This is a genomic window from Pseudomonas sp. HP_14, from assembly GCF_055283875.1.
Genome location: NZ_JBTOQI010000046.1, coordinates 1 through 14,493 on the forward strand (window position 1 = coordinate 1; position 14,493 = coordinate 14,493).

Consider the following 14,493-nt stretch of genomic DNA (forward strand, 5'->3'; position numbering starts at 1 on the left):
CAACTTCAACCACTTGCGCTTCGATCAACATCACGTTGCTCGTTAGCGGGAGGCGAATTCTACAGCGTTACAACCTGCTGTCAACTACCTTTTTCACCGCTTTCGATCAACTTCATCGAAACCCCTTCCGAGCTAACTAAACTGTCCAACTCATTGATTAACAAGGAGTTTTTCGTTCCGTCTGCGCCAGAAGAGGTGCGAATTATAGAGAGATTCGAGAGGCCGTCAATAGCTAATTTCAGGTTTATTCCAAAACCAGCGTAATACGCCCGAATGCCTTCTTGCCCGCCTGACAAACATGAGTCGCTCCTACCTTAAAGACGAACGAGCGATCAACAACTTCACCATCTATACGCACACCACCAGAAGCAAGCAGATCCCTGGCCACCGCAGAGTTCTTAACAAGGCCTGCCTTATTAAGGACGGCTGAGATCGGCATATCTTCAGGAGCGCCTACAGAAATCTCCGGCAGATCGTCCGGCAGCTCACCATCTTTCATGCGGTTACCCGCCGAACGATGGGCATTGGCCGCAGCCTCTTCGCCATGGAAGCGCGCAACAATCTCTTCAGCCAGCTTGATCTTGATGTCACGCGGATTCGCACCCTTCTCACAATCCGCCTTAAAGCCATTGATCTCTTCCATGGACCGGAAGCTCAATAGCTCGAAGTAGCGCCACATCAATGCATCCGGAATCGAAACCAGCTTGCTATACATGATGCCGGGTGCTTCCTGGATACCTACATAGTTGCCCAGCGACTTGGACATCTTCTTCACACCATCCAATCCTTCCAGCAAAGGCATGGTGAGAATGCATTGAGCTTCCTGCCCATAGGCACGCTGCAGCTCGCGCCCCATCAGAAGATTGAATTTCTGATCAGTACCGCCCAGCTCGACATCTGAACGCAAAGCAACAGAGTCATAACCCTGCACCAGCGGATAAAGGAACTCATGGATAGCGATTGGCTGACTGCTTTTATAGCGCTTGTCGAAATCGTCCCGCTCCAGCATTCGCGCCACGGTGTACTGCGATGACAGGCGAATGAAGTCAGCTGGGCTCAGCTTGTCCATCCAGGTGGAATTGAATGCGACCTCGGTCTTGGCAGGATCGAGAATCTTGAATACCTGAGACTTGTAGGTTTCGGCGTAGTCGAGAACCTGCTCACGGGTCAACGGAGGACGCGTAGCACTCTTGCCGCTCGGATCACCGATCATGCCGGTGAAGTCGCCGATCAGGAATATGACGTGATGACCGAGCTCTTGAAATTGACGCAGCTTATTAATAAGCACGGTGTGACCCAGGTGAAGGTCAGGCGCCGTAGGATCGAACCCGGCTTTAATACGCAGTGGCTGGCCACGCTTGAGCTTGGCAACAAGCTCGGCCTCAACCAAAAGCTCATCCGCCCCACGCTTGATCAGCGCTAGCTGCTCTTCAACCGACCTCATACCCGTCCCCTATTAATAGCCATTTTCAAAAGGGGCCAACCATACAAGATCAGCGCCCAATTACAAGTTTTGCCCAGCACCACGGGACGAATCGAAAGCCGATTCATCCGCAGGGTTGCTTCGCACAGGTTTTGGTTATATTTTATACAGTTATTTCATCTTCATCATGTCATTCATCTTTTCCAATTCATCTTTTTTCAAAGTCAAATTACCTATGATAGACACGCCGCCTAAAGCGCCACCGCTTTATCCCAAGACCCATCTGCTCGCAGCCAGCGGCATTGCCGCCCTGTTAAGCCTGGCGCTCCTGGTGTTTCCCTCAAGCGAAGTTGAAGCCAAAAAAACCGTCTTGAATCTGGATATGGAAGCGCCTGCTGATCAAAGCGCACCTAACCAAGACGCTCTGGAAGCGGCCGAAGCCACACAATCGGCAACAGATTCTCCGTTTGCACAGATAGACAACGGCGACGACGAGACTCAAAGCAACGCTGCAACCACCGAAAACACTGCAGCTCCAGCAGTGGCAAGCAAAGACCCGAATCATCGCGAGGTCACCGTTGCAAAAGGTGACACCCTGTCCACTTTGTTTGAAAAGGTGGGCCTGCCGGCTGCGACCGTGCACGAAGTCATGGCCAGTAATAAAGAAGCCAAGCAGTTCAGCCGATTGCAGAACGGCCAGGTTTTGCAATTTGAACTGACGTCTGAAGGCCAGCTCAAGCAGCTGCACACCAAGCTGAGTCAGCTCGAAACTATCAGCCTTTCCAAAACAGACAGCGGCTACACGTTCAATCGCGAAATCAGCAAGCCTGACGTGCGCACAGCCTATATACACGGCGTGATCACTAACTCCTTGTCGCAGTCTGCCCAGCGCGCGGGCCTGTCGCACAGCATGACCATGGATATGGCCAACATCTTTGGCTACGACATCGACTTCGCTCAAGACATCCGCAAAGGTGACGAATTCGACGTTATCTATGAGCAGAAGGTCATCAACGGAAAGACTGTAGGTACCGGCAATATCCTTTCTGCCCGTTTCACTAATCAGGGCAAGTCCTACTCCGCTATTCGCTACACGAACAAACAAGGCAACACCAATTACTACACGGCCGACGGGAACAGCATGCGCAAGGCGTTCATCCGCACGCCCGTGGACTTCGCCCGCATCAGCTCAATGTTCTCCATGGGCCGCAAGCACCCGATTCTGAACAAGATTCGCGCGCACAAGGGCGTCGATTACGCAGCACCTCGGGGCACACCTATCAAGGCTACCGGTGACGGCAAGGTGCTACTTGCTGGCCGTCGTGGCGGATACGGCAACACCGTGATCATCCAGCACGGCGAGACTTACCGCACGCTGTACGGTCACATGCAGGGCTTCGCGAAAGGTATCCAGACTGGCGGTACGGTCAAACAAGGTCAGGTCATCGGCTATATTGGTACCACCGGGCTGTCGACAGGGCCGCACTTGCACTATGAGTTCCAGGTCAATGGCGTGCACGTCGACCCGCTGGGTCGCAAATTGCCGATGGCGGATCCTATCGCCAAATCCGAAAAACAGCGGTTCATGCAGCAGAGCCAGCCACTGATGGCTCGCATGGATCAGGAAAAGGCCACCATGCTGGCCTCGAGCAAACGATAAGCCATGGCCTTCTTTTATATAGGTGTGATGTCCGGCAGCAGTCTCGATGGGATCGATATTGCCCTCGTTGAGCAGGATGACCGGCCAAGATTGCTGGCAACCCACTACATCCCGATGCCGGAAGATCTGCGGGCAGAGCTGTTAGGGCTTTGCTCCAGCGGGCCCGACGAGCTGGCTCGTGCAGCGATCGCTGAACAGAAGTGGGTTCGTCTGGCAGCTGAAGGCGTGCTGACGCTTCTGACTCAACAGGGCATGGTTGCTGGCCAGATTCGCGCTATCGGCAGCCATGGTCAGACTATTCGCCATGAACCCGCTCGCGGCTTCAGCATTCAGATCGGTAATCCGGCTCTGCTCGCCGAGCTGACAGAGATCACCGTAGTCAGCGACTTCCGTCGTCGCGACATTGCTGCGGGCGGCCAAGGCGCCCCACTGGTTCCTGCGTTTCACGAGGCACTGTTCGACGACAATAAAGACCGTCGTGCGGTGCTCAATATCGGTGGCTTCAGTAACCTGAGCCTGATCGAACTGGATAGCCCGGTGACCGGTTTCGATTGCGGTCCTGGCAACGTCTTGCTGGACGCATGGATTCAATCCCAGCGAGGCGAGAGCTTTGACCGTGACGGCGCCTGGGGCGCAAGCGGCAAAGTTGACCCTGCACTCCTGTCAGCATTACTCAGCGACCCGTTTTTCCTGACCAAGGGCCCGAAGAGTACAGGCCGTGAAGTGTTCAACCTTGGCTGGCTGCACCACCATCTTTTCCAGCTGCCGACGCTGTCAGCTGAAAACGTACAAGCAACTCTCATGGAGCTGACTGCTCTCGCGATTACCGAGTCGTTGCAATCAGCCCAATCCGAAACCAAAGAGCTGCTCATCTGTGGCGGCGGAGCACATAACGTTGCCCTGACCAAGCGCCTTGCCGAGTTGCTGCCCAATACAAAAGTCAGCAGCACAGCAGCATTCGGCGTTGATCCTGACTGGGTTGAAGCGATGGCCTTCGCCTGGCTGGCACATTGCTGCCTGGAAGGCGTACCCGCTAACCGCCCAACCGTGACGGGCGCACAAGGTCTGCGAGTACTGGGCGCCATCTACCCAGCCTGACTCTAGACGAACAAAAACGCCGCGCAAATGCGCGGCGTTTTTATGTGCGGAACAATCAGATGGAAAATGAAGAACCGCAACCGCAAGTAGTAGACGCGTTAGGGTTCTTGATCACAAAACGAGAACCCTCAAGGCCTTCCTGGTAATCAACTTCTGCGCCCGCAAGGTACTGGAAGCTCATTGGATCGACCACCAGGCTCACGCCTTCGCGCTCAACGATGGTGTCATCGTCAGCCACGTCTTCATCGAAAGTAAAACCATACTGAAAACCTGAACAACCGCCGCCAGTCACAAACACACGCAGCTTCAGGCGATCGTTACCCTCTTCATCGACCAGGGTCTTCACTTTGTGCGCAGCACCATGGGTGAATTGCAAAGCCGTTGGAGTGAAGGACTCGACGCTCATGTTAAATATCTCCCGGCGATAAGCCGTCATAATGCGTAATGACCGGCATTATCCGCTTCTCCTAGAAAATTGGTCAACTATTAGAGGTGCAGCGATAAGCGGCAAGCCACAAGCTGCAAGAATCGCCAGGCAATCTTGCAGCTTGTAGCTTAAAACCCGAAGCTGCTTCTAAGGCATCATCCCGGCATGGGACAGGCCCAGCTTCTCGTCCAGCCCGAACATGATGTTCATGTTCTGTACCGCCTGACCCGACGCGCCCTTGACCAGATTGTCGATAACCGAAAGCACAACCACCAGATCACCACCTTGCGGGCGATGGACCGCAATACGGCATACGTTGGCACCGCGCACACTGCGAGTTTCCGGGTGGCTGCCAGCGGGCATCACATCGACGAATGGTTCGTTGGCATAACGCTTCTCGAACAGGGCCTGCAGATCGACCGATTTGTCGACGACTGTTGCGTACAGCGTGGAGTGAATACCGCGGATCATTGGCGTCAGGTGCGGGACGAAGGTCAAACCGACATCGCCACCGGCAGCGCGACGCAGGCCCTGGGTAATTTCCGGGAGGTGACGATGGCCTTTGACCGCATAAGCCTTGAAGCTTTCGTTGGCCTCGGAATACAGCGAACCAATGCTCAAGCCACGACCCGCACCGCTGACACCGGACTTACAGTCAGCAATCAAACGCGTGTTGTCGGCAAGACCGGCTTCCAGCAACGGCAGGAAACCCAATTGAGTAGCGGTTGGGTAGCAACCCGGCACAGCAATCAGGCGAGCCTGCTTGATTTGCTCACGGTTCACTTCAGGCAAACCATAAACTGCATCCTTGAGCAGCTCTGGCGCACCGTGGGGTTGGCCGTACCACTTCGCCCACTCTACCGAGTCCTGTAGACGGAAGTCTGCCGAGAGGTCGATGACCCGCGTACCCGCGTTCAGCAGTTCGCCTGCAAGCGAGTGCGCAACGCCATGGGGTGTCGCAAAGAACACGACGTCACATGCACCTAGGGTCGCAATGTCAGGCACGCTGAAAGCCAGGCCATCGTAATGACCGCGCAGATTAGGGTACATATCAGCAACAGGCAGCCCTGCCTCGGATCGCGAAGTAATAACAACCACTTCAGCTTGCGGATGCTGTGCCAACAGACGCAGCAACTCGACACCGGTGTAACCCGTGCCGCCGACGATACCGACCTTGACCATAACCTGCCCTCTACGTGCCAACTGGAAAGCCGTCGATAATATGGGCCTAACGCGTCTGCGACAACCGACAACGTGACGTATGGACGCTCAAGCCACTACTATTTGCACACCGTGAACCTGGGAATAACTAAAAATGCTTTTATGGATCAAAGCTTTTCATATCGTTTCAATGGTCTGTTGGTTTGCAGCGTTGTTCTACCTGCCGAGACTTTTCGTTTACCACTCCATGAGCGAGGACACCGTCAGCCGTGAGCGCTTCTGCGTCATGGAGCGCAAGCTGTACCGGGGCATCATGGGTCCGGCGATGATAGCAACGCTGGTTTTCGGTATCTGGCTGGTAGCTCTGGTTCCGGGATACATGAGCCAAGGCTGGATGCATGCGAAACTCACGCTGGTCATTCTGCTGATCGGCTATCACCATGTCTGCGGCGCACAGGTCAAACGTTTCGCGCGCGGTGAGAATGGTCGCAGCCACGTGTTTTATCGCTGGTTCAACGAAATCCCTGTTTTGATCCTCCTCACAATCGTCATTCTGGTGGTCGTCAAACCTTTCTAACTCATGACGTGACCGCTTGCTCTTGAGCAGGCGGTTCATATCGCTTTTGGTCCGACAAGGAAGCCAAGCATGTCCACTCCGCTGTTCAAGATTGTGTTCGAAGGGCAGTTGCGCAACGGTGTCGAGTTGCAAACTGCCAAACTCAATCTTGCTCGATTGTTCAAAAGTGAAGTCACCGCGGTGGATAAGCTGTTCAACGGCAAACCCGTCGCACTCAAACGCGGACTGTCTCAAGCTGACGCTCAGATCTACCTGAGTGCGCTCAATGATGCAGGTGTCGAGGCACGCATCGAAAATGACCACATCATCATCCTGAATATCGAGGAGGTTGAAGAAAGCTCACCGACGCCCAACTCTGCTCAGACACCACCGGCTTCCCCATACGCGCCTCCCCGCGCAAGTGTTATCGATGCTGAGACAGAGCATTCGGACCTGAAGGTCTTCAGCTTTCAGGGGCGGATAGGTCGTGTGCGCTATCTGGCATGGATATCCGTGCTCGTCGTTACAGGCTTTATTGCTGCCGGCATATGCTCAGTGATCATGAGCGCCTCGCTGGTCGGCGGCGGCCTGTTGTTGGCGATAGTCGGCGCAGCGTTCTTTTTGGTCGGCCTCCAGATAGGTGCACAAAGACTGCACGACGCAGGATGGTCGGCCTGGCTGCTGTGTCTGTACGTGGTGCCTTACATAGGTTTCGTACTGCCTCTGCTCCTGGTTCTGGCTCCGGGCAATAAAATCGCTAACCGCTATGGCCCGCCGCCGCCTCCGAATAACCGCTGGGTCATTCTGCTAGCCTGCATGTGGATATTCTTCATTGGCCTATCCATCATTTCTGCGTTAACTGGCGGGATCCACTCCCTGAAAAATGAACTGTCGGACGTCACCACTCAATATGAGCAGTCACTGCCTGATGACGATCAATAGTCTGTTGCCTATGCCCCGAACAAAACGTCGCGGCTCGCACTACGCTCAACGGAGAAGCGCATGACCCGTTACGCCTTGATCACCGGGGCAACTAGCGGAATTGGCCTGGCCATGGCCGAAGCCTTGGCACGCAGAGGACGGAGCCTGTTACTGGTCGCCCGTCAGCGCGACCAGTTGGAGACGATCGCCATTGAACTGACCCAGCGCTTCGGCGTAGAGGTACTGATTCGCGCTTGCGATCTGGGCGAGCCCCTGCGCCTTTCGGGCTTTCTGCTGGAGCTGGAAGAGGAAGGTGCGCACCAGATCGACCTGCTGGTCAATTGCGCCGGGATCGGTACATCCGGCCCGTTTCTGGCTCAGGACTGGGGACTGGAGCAGGACCTGATCGACCTGAACATTCTGGCCCTCACACGCCTGTGCCATACCGTCGGCAACTTGATGGCACTGCAGGGTGGCGGGCAGATTCTAAACGTTGCGTCTGTGGCTGCGTTCAGCCCAGGCCCGTGGATGAGCGCCTATTACGCCAGTAAGGCCTACGTGCTGCACTTTTCGGAAGGGCTGCGCGAAGAGGTCAAGAAAAACGGGATCAAAGTATCAGTCCTGTGCCCTGGCCCAACGCGTACCGGTTTTTTTCGCACCGCCCTACTTCAAGTAGGTCAACGCGGCAACCAGAAAATGATGAGTCCCGAGGAAGTGGCCCTGTATACGGTAAGGGCGCTGGCAAAGAATAAAGCTGTGATCATCCCAGGCTGGCGCAACCGGTTGATTGCGTTCAGCCCTCGACTGGTTTCGCGCTGGGCAAGTCGCACGATTGCTGGCCTGATCAATAAATCCGTCTGCCCCCGCTAACCGACAAACACTGGGCGCAGGCCAATCCCCTCAGTACACTCGGTGCGGTCCATTCATCTGCACGTTCCATCCACCACAAGGAGCAACTGGCTGTGGATACTTTGTTCACCAAGATCATTAACCGCGAGATACCGGCCAAGATTATCTATGAAGATGATCAAGTGCTGGCGTTCCACGACATCGCCCCACAAGCACCGGTCCACTTTCTGGTCATTCCGAAAAAGCCTATCCGTACGCTTAACGACCTGACAGAAGAAGATAAAGGCCTCGCCGGTCACATTCTATTCACCGCCCAGCGCCTGGCTAAAGAACTGGGTTGCGAGGATGGGTTTCGCGTGGTCATGAACTGCAACGAGCTAGGCGGGCAGACCGTCTATCACATTCACATGCACGTTCTGGGTCAGCGTCAAATGAACTGGCCACCGGGTTAATCCAGATATTCAATCACTTGCAGCAGGGCTGGAGTCCGCCAGGGCTCTAGCCAGCTGATCCAGCTCAAGCCTCACGTGGCTGATTGGGGTAGACTGGCACCCATGGTTCTTCCGGAGGTGCCCATGGCTACCGAACGTCACTACTCCCCTATCGACCGTATTCTCTTGCAGGCCGACGCTGCGATACGCACGCTTCTGCCGTCCAAGGGATACTCGCAACGCCCCTCGCCTGCCCTCGTTCAACCTGAAGTCAAGATGAGCGATGAAGAAACAAGGCACGTCGCAGGCCTGATGCGCATCAATCACACCGGTGAAGTCTGCGCCCAGGCGCTGTACCAGGGCCAGGCACTGACCGCCAAACTGCCCAACATACGCGCAGCCATGGAACATGCCGCTGAAGAAGAGATCGATCATCTGGTCTGGTGCGAGCAGCGCATTCACCAGCTGGGCAGCCACACCAGTGTGCTCAACCCGCTGTTTTACGGGCTGTCATTCGGTATCGGCGCAGCAGCCGGGCTGATCAGCGATAAGGTCAGCCTGGGCTTTGTCGCAGCAACCGAGGATCAGGTCTGCAAGCATTTGAATGAACACCTGGAACAAATACCGGCCGAGGACGAGAAGTCTCGCGCAATCCTTGAACAAATGCGGGCTGACGAAGAGCACCACGCACAGAGCGCACTGGATGCAGGCGGTTTCCGCTTCCCGACTCCGGTCAAATTTGGCATGAGTGTGTTGGCCAAAGTCATGACCAAGAGCACTTACCGGATCTGAACCGGTTCATCGCGGACATAAAAAAGGCGCCTTTATCAAGCGCCTTTCTTTTTATGCGTAAAAATCAGACGGCGACGTTAACGTTACGGCCGTAAAAGATTTCCAGCATCTCGTGCTTGACCTTGGAGGTCACCTGATCGCGTTGTACAGGGGACAGGTTGCTGGTCGCATCACCGAACAGGTAATTATCCAGTTCGAAGTTCTTGAGCAACATTTTGGTGTGGAACAGATTTTCCTGGTACACGTTCACGTCAGTCATCTGGTAGCTGTCGCGCGTGTCTTCAGAGAGGTAGTTCTGAATCGAATTGATCTCGTGGTCGATGAAGTGCTTCTTGCCTTCAACGTCACGGGTAAAGCCGCGCACGCGATAGTCGACCGTCACGATGTCCGATTCGAACTTGTGGATAAGGTAGTTCAGCGCTTTAAGCGGTGAAATCACCCCGCAGGTTGACACGTCAATGTCCACACGGAAGGTCGCGATGCCATCCACCGGATGAATTTCCGGATAGGTATGAACGGTGATGTGGCTCTTGTCGAGGTGTGCCAGAATAGTTTCCGGCAGTGGGCCCGGCGACTCTTCGATCTGGCTTTCGGTAGGTGTTACCGGCTGCTCGGAAATCAGAATAGTCACGCTGGCGCCTTGAGGATCGTAATCCTGGCGGGCGATGTTGAGGATGTTGGCGCCAATGATATCGACGACATCAGTCAGAATCCGCGTCAGGCGTTCGGCGTCGTACACACTGTTGATGTACTCGACGTAGGCCTGCTGGTCCTGCGGAGTTTCCGCATAGCAGATGTCATAGATGTTGAAGCTCAAGGTCTTTGTCAGGTTATTGAACCCGTGGAGCTTGAGTTTGCTTTTCACCGTTAAAAACTCTCTATATGTGTGTGGCCCAGGCCACGTGATCAAGCATGCCCGTCAGTTGAGCAACGCTCAGCTGCGTAGGACGGTTAACACCTCTTCGCGTTGGCGATTTTGGTTGTCTGTTCGGGAGCGGTCGCAAACAACCTGAGCAACCTGCACCCTGAAAAAGGGGCGCATTATGCAGACGTCAGGAGCTGTCTGCCAGAGTGTGCGCCGCTTTTATGATAATTGGGTGTCGTTAGCCCAATTCCACGATTTCGTAGTCGTGAGTAATCTCGACGCCAGCGTTGCCGAGCATGATCGATGCAGAACAATATTTCTCAGCCGAAAGCTCAATGGCACGTTTGACCTGAGCCTCTTTCAAGCCTCGGCCCTTGACCACAAAATGCAGATGGATCTTGGTGAACACCTTCGGGTCTTCGGTGGCGCGCTCGGCTTCCAGAAACGCCTCGCAGCTTTCTACCGGCTGGCGAGATTTCTTCAGAATACTGACCACATCGAAGTTGCTGCACCCGCCGAGGCCAATCAAGACCATTTCCATCGGACGGACACCCAGATTGCGACCGCCGCTCTCCGGCGGACCGTCCATCACGACCACATGACCACTGCCGGATTCGCCGAGAAACATGGCTTCACCAGCCCATTGAATACGTGCCTTCATCGCCAGGGTCTCCACTATAAAAAGGCGGCCAGCTTAGCACAGCGCTCGTCACGCTCTGACCGCGCGATAAATTCGATTTCACGACTAACCTGTAGGAAATTTCTGAAATGGATTCAAATAGGGGCTAAAAAGCTGGCTAAATGCAATCTGCTGCCGATAACGCTAACAATGCCCTAGGCGAAGTACTTTTTCAGGACACAAGAATGCTAGCTATTCCCCTGTCATCCAAGACCAAGCACCTGGAAAAGTTTCTGGCTCATGCCCAGCGTCGTCGCTACTCGGCAAAGTCAAACATCATCTGTGCCGGCGATCGATCCGAGTCCTTGCTTTACATTCTCAAGGGATCGGTCACGGTCTTGATTGAAGACGACGAAGGCCGGGAAATGATCGTGGCCTACCTCAACTCCGGAGATTTCTGCGGCGAGTTGGGGCTGTTCGAACAGCCAGGACAGGAGAACCAGCGCAGCGCCTGGGTACGAGCCAAAACAGAATGCGAAATAGCTGAAATCAGCTACAGCAAATTCCGTGAAATCTCCCATCAAGAGCCGGAAATTCTTTACGCCCTGGGTGGGCAGATGGCCGAACGTCTGCGTAATACAACACGCAAAGTACGCGACCTGGCTTTCCTTGATGTGACCGGCCGGGTAGCGCGAACATTGCTGGATTTGTGCAAGCAGCCCGACGCCATGACTCACCCTGACGGCATGCAGATCAAGATCACCCGACAGGAGATCGGTCGCATTGTCGGTTGCTCAAGGGAAATGGTCGGCCGCGTGCTGAAGGCTCTGGAAGAACAGAAGCTGGTTCATGTCAAAGGCAAGACAATGGTGGTGTTTGGCACGCGTTGAGAGTTCTGACGCAGTAGCTATAAGACGACCCACTGTGGGAGCCGAGCTTGCTCGCGATAAACCATGACGCGGTATGACTCCAATGCGCAGTGTCATTATCGCGAGCAAGCTCGGCTCCCACAGCACTCGCTTATCGGGGGTTAGCGTTAGAGGCAAAGCCCCAAACCGGACAAGCCGATCTGGTAAGCACTCGCCAACCGCTCCAACACCCCTTCAGCCGCAAACGCCTCACGTAACGCGATATGGCTATCGGCGCGCACCCGCTGCTCAACTTCACAGATTTCGTTGAAACGGTTAACGGCGGCGACCATGTCATGTCGCTCGTTGTCGACCAGCAGCGCACCGTGGACCAATACCACCGGCCTCAACCCACCCTGACTCTGACGCCAGCGCTGAGCAGTACCCACCATCTTGCGCCCATCAAGATTGACGTTGAAGCGTCCATCGCAGAACGCGCCTTCTACTTCGCCTAACGAAGCCGCGCCTCCCAATTCATTCAAGACATCCAGAATCGGCTGACACAAACGTCGGTAGGCAATTTCGATACGGTCACGATCAGGGTCGCTTTTGGGCTGGGCGTAAACCAGGGCGATATTCACCGTTGCCGAAGATTGCGGCACCGGTTCGCCACCCGTCTCACGCAACAGGATTGGCCAACCACTGTCAGCAAGGGTTTCGCTGGCTTCGACAAAGCCGGGTAGTCGGCTCATACGCCGAGGCATAACCAGCGCCCGATCATTCGGGCGCCACAGCAGCAAGGCGAAGTCGGCATCACCTGCACACACAGAGGCGAGCAGATCCAGCTCGGCTCTGAGGCCCGCTTCGACGCAGATATCAATGACTGAATCAGACATGTTGATCCTCTGTTACGACCGTCGAAGCAGCACTCAACAGCTGATCAGTCGAGGGTGGAGCCACGGGGAGGCGTGCCGCGCTCGGGGAAGAACAAGCGTTGCAACTCATCACCTGGGTGTTCAGCGCGCATGAACGCTTCGCCTACCAGGAAAGAGTACACATCGCTGATTTCCATCAGTTCCACATCCGCACGGTTGAGGATGCCGCTTTCGGTGATAACCAGGCGATCACGAGGTATGCGCGGCAGCAAATCCAGAGTGGTTTCCAGACTCACTTCGAAAGTATGCAGGTTGCGGTTGTTAACGCCGACCAGTGGGGTATCGAGGGTTTTCAAGGCGCGCTCCAGCTCTTCGCCGTCGTGAACCTCAACCAGCACATCCAGCCCGACGCTTTTCGCGACCGAGGCCAACTCGGCCATCTTCACGTCATCCAGTGCAGAGACAATCAGCAGCACACAATCAGCGCCCAGGGCTCGGGCTTCGATGATCTGATAAGGATCAATCATGAAGTCCTTGCGTATCACCGGCAGTTTGCACGCGGCGCGGGCTTGCTGCAGATAAGCGTCGGCCCCCTGAAAGTAATCGATATCGGTCAGCACCGAGAGGCAGGTCGCGCCACCCTTCTCGTAGCTCTTGGCGATATCGGCAGGTAAGAAATTCTCGCGAATAACACCTTTGCTGGGGGATGCTTTTTTAATTTCGGCAATGACGGCCGGTTGCTTGCTTTTGGCTTGCTCAATCAGAGCTTTGGCAAAGCCGCGAACCGGATCAGCTTCTGCGGCAAGCTTCTCGACTTCAGCCAGACTCACTGCAGAGCGGCGAGCAGCCACTTCCTCGGCCTTGCGGGCGAGGATGTTTTCCAGAACTGTCGGCACGCTCATCCTTCATTCTCCTGCTTGAATACTGCGGTAAAGGCGCCCAACTCCTCCAGCTTCTCCCGGGCCAAGCCGGTGTGAAGCGCGTCGTGAGCCAGTTCAACACCCTCTTTGAGCGTGTAGGCATGATCAGCAGCATAGAGCGCTGCGCCCGCATTGAGCACAATCATTTCAGCCGCTTTCTGCCCGTTTTCCGTTTTGCGACGACCCAACGCATCGCGAATCAGCACCAGGGAAGCTTCAGGGCCGTCCACGCTCAAACCAAACAGGCTCTGGCTTTTCATGCCCAGATCTTCAGGCTGCACCCAATATTCGGTGACTTCGCCGTTTTTCAGTTCAGCCACAAACGTCGGTGCAGCCAGACTGAACTCATCCAGGCCATCCTGCGAATGCACAACCAACACATGCTTGCTGCCCAGACGAAGCAGAACTTCGGCCAGCGGGCGGCACAAGGCCTGACTGAATACACCGACCACCTGATGGCGGACACCGGCCGGATTCGTAAGCGGGCCGAGCATGTTGAACAGGGTCCGCAGGCCAAGATCGCGACGCGGACCGGCAGCGTGCTTCATTGCGCCATGGTGAGCCTGGGCGAACATGAAACCAATGCCAACGCTGTCAATGCAGCGCGCTACTTGTACGGGTGTGAGATTGAGATACACACCCGCAGCTTCCAGCAAATCGGCGCTGCCGCTTTTGCCCGAAACTGCGCGATTGCCGTGCTTGGCGACGGTACAACCGGCTGCGGCAACTACAAAAGAAGAAGCTGTCGACACGTTGAAAATATTTGCGCCATCACCGCCGGTACCGACGACGTCGACCACACCGTCCAGTGTTTTCAGTTCAACCTTGTCAGCCAGCTCACGCATGACCGAGACCGCACCGACGATTTCGTCGATGCTTTCGCTCTTCATGCGCATGCCCATCATGAAAGCGCCAATCTGCGCTTCCGTGCACTGCCCGGTCATGATGGCGCGCATAACGTCGCTCATCTCGGCAGTGCTCAAATCCAGATTATCGACAACACGCCCCAGCGCGGTTTTGATGTCCATTGGCTTAGTCATAAACGAAT

16 protein-coding genes are annotated in these 14,493 nt (G+C 55.2%); 8 read left to right on the forward strand and 8 right to left on the reverse strand.

From position 1 onward, the window contains the following. Positions 1–244 precede the first annotated feature (244 nt). Entirely contained in the window at positions 245–1,444 is a 1,200-nt protein-coding gene (tyrS, locus tag ACYASS_RS25505; RefSeq protein ID WP_463588145.1) for a tyrosine--tRNA ligase, read from the reverse strand. Positions 1,445–1,658: 214 nt separating this feature from the next. On the opposite strand from tyrS, the gene ACYASS_RS25510 reads away from it, so the two are divergent. Beyond that, positions 1,659–3,083, forward strand: coding sequence for a peptidoglycan DD-metalloendopeptidase family protein (locus ACYASS_RS25510; protein WP_463588146.1), 1,425 nt, complete (start codon positions 1,659–1,661; stop codon positions 3,081–3,083). A 3-nt stretch (positions 3,084–3,086) separates the two neighbouring features. Then, positions 3,087–4,181, forward strand: a complete 1,095-nt coding sequence (locus ACYASS_RS25515; RefSeq protein WP_463588147.1) for an anhydro-N-acetylmuramic acid kinase — start codon at positions 3,087–3,089, stop codon at positions 4,179–4,181. Between the two features lie 55 nt (positions 4,182–4,236). On the opposite strand, the gene erpA is transcribed toward ACYASS_RS25515, so the two are convergent. Together erpA and argC are read right to left on the reverse strand one after the other, a co-directional pair. Continuing rightward, positions 4,237–4,587: an iron-sulfur cluster insertion protein ErpA gene (erpA, locus tag ACYASS_RS25520; RefSeq protein ID WP_027900658.1), complete on the reverse strand. Its 351-nt coding sequence runs from the start codon at positions 4,585–4,587 to the stop codon at positions 4,237–4,239. 168 nt (positions 4,588–4,755) lie between these two features. Then, positions 4,756–5,790 (reverse strand): N-acetyl-gamma-glutamyl-phosphate reductase, encoded by a 1,035-nt coding sequence (argC, locus tag ACYASS_RS25525; protein WP_095101166.1) that lies wholly within the window; start codon positions 5,788–5,790, stop codon positions 4,756–4,758. A gap of 133 nt (positions 5,791–5,923) precedes the next feature. Here argC and hemJ point away from each other — a divergent pair, with 133 nt between their 5' ends. From hemJ to coq7, 5 genes are all read left to right on the forward strand, one after another. Further along, complete coding sequence (gene hemJ / locus ACYASS_RS25530) at positions 5,924–6,346, forward strand: protoporphyrinogen oxidase HemJ (RefSeq protein ID WP_463588148.1); 423 nt, start codon at positions 5,924–5,926, stop codon at positions 6,344–6,346. A 69-nt stretch (positions 6,347–6,415) separates the two neighbouring features. Continuing rightward, entirely contained in the window at positions 6,416–7,267 is an 852-nt protein-coding gene (locus ACYASS_RS25535; protein WP_463588149.1) for a DUF805 domain-containing protein, read from the forward strand. 60 nt (positions 7,268–7,327) lie between these two features. Next, complete coding sequence (locus ACYASS_RS25540; RefSeq protein WP_243244353.1) at positions 7,328–8,116, forward strand: SDR family NAD(P)-dependent oxidoreductase; 789 nt, start codon at positions 7,328–7,330, stop codon at positions 8,114–8,116. A gap of 92 nt (positions 8,117–8,208) precedes the next feature. Beyond that, positions 8,209–8,547, forward strand: coding sequence for a histidine triad nucleotide-binding protein (locus ACYASS_RS25545; protein WP_027900662.1), 339 nt, complete (start codon positions 8,209–8,211; stop codon positions 8,545–8,547). 123 nt (positions 8,548–8,670) lie between these two features. Continuing rightward, positions 8,671–9,318 (forward strand): 2-polyprenyl-3-methyl-6-methoxy-1,4-benzoquinone monooxygenase, encoded by a 648-nt coding sequence (gene coq7 / locus ACYASS_RS25550; RefSeq protein WP_463588150.1) that lies wholly within the window; start codon positions 8,671–8,673, stop codon positions 9,316–9,318. A gap of 64 nt (positions 9,319–9,382) precedes the next feature. On the opposite strand, the gene speD is transcribed toward coq7, so the two are convergent. Further along, complete coding sequence (speD, locus tag ACYASS_RS25555; protein ID WP_087268748.1) at positions 9,383–10,183, reverse strand: adenosylmethionine decarboxylase; 801 nt, start codon at positions 10,181–10,183, stop codon at positions 9,383–9,385. Between the two features lie 238 nt (positions 10,184–10,421). Further along, positions 10,422–10,844 carry an OsmC family protein gene (locus ACYASS_RS25560; RefSeq protein WP_122666888.1) on the reverse strand — a complete coding sequence of 141 codons (423 nt, stop codon included), beginning with the start codon at positions 10,842–10,844 and terminating at the stop codon, positions 10,422–10,424. Positions 10,845–11,047: 203 nt separating this feature from the next. Here ACYASS_RS25560 and crp point away from each other — a divergent pair, with 203 nt between their 5' ends. Beyond that, the gene (gene crp, locus ACYASS_RS25565; RefSeq protein ID WP_463588151.1) at positions 11,048–11,692 is read left to right on the forward strand and encodes a cAMP-activated global transcriptional regulator CRP; all 645 of its coding nucleotides are present in this window, start codon (positions 11,048–11,050) and stop codon (positions 11,690–11,692) included. A 146-nt stretch (positions 11,693–11,838) separates the two neighbouring features. Here the strand turns inward: crp and ACYASS_RS25570 are convergent, their stop codons facing one another. Genes ACYASS_RS25570 through trpD form a run of 3 tightly spaced genes read right to left on the reverse strand, consistent with a single transcriptional unit; the run spans position 11,839 to position 14,473 of the window. Beyond that, positions 11,839–12,546: a lipoate--protein ligase family protein gene (locus ACYASS_RS25570; RefSeq protein WP_463588152.1), complete on the reverse strand. Its 708-nt coding sequence runs from the start codon at positions 12,544–12,546 to the stop codon at positions 11,839–11,841. A 44-nt stretch (positions 12,547–12,590) separates the two neighbouring features. Further along, positions 12,591–13,427: an indole-3-glycerol phosphate synthase TrpC gene (gene trpC, locus ACYASS_RS25575; protein WP_463588153.1), complete on the reverse strand. Its 837-nt coding sequence runs from the start codon at positions 13,425–13,427 to the stop codon at positions 12,591–12,593. Further along, entirely contained in the window at positions 13,424–14,473 is a 1,050-nt protein-coding gene (trpD, locus tag ACYASS_RS25580) for an anthranilate phosphoribosyltransferase (protein ID WP_463588284.1), read from the reverse strand. The genes trpC and trpD overlap by 4 nt, the downstream gene beginning before the upstream one ends. Positions 14,474–14,493 lie beyond the last annotated feature (20 nt).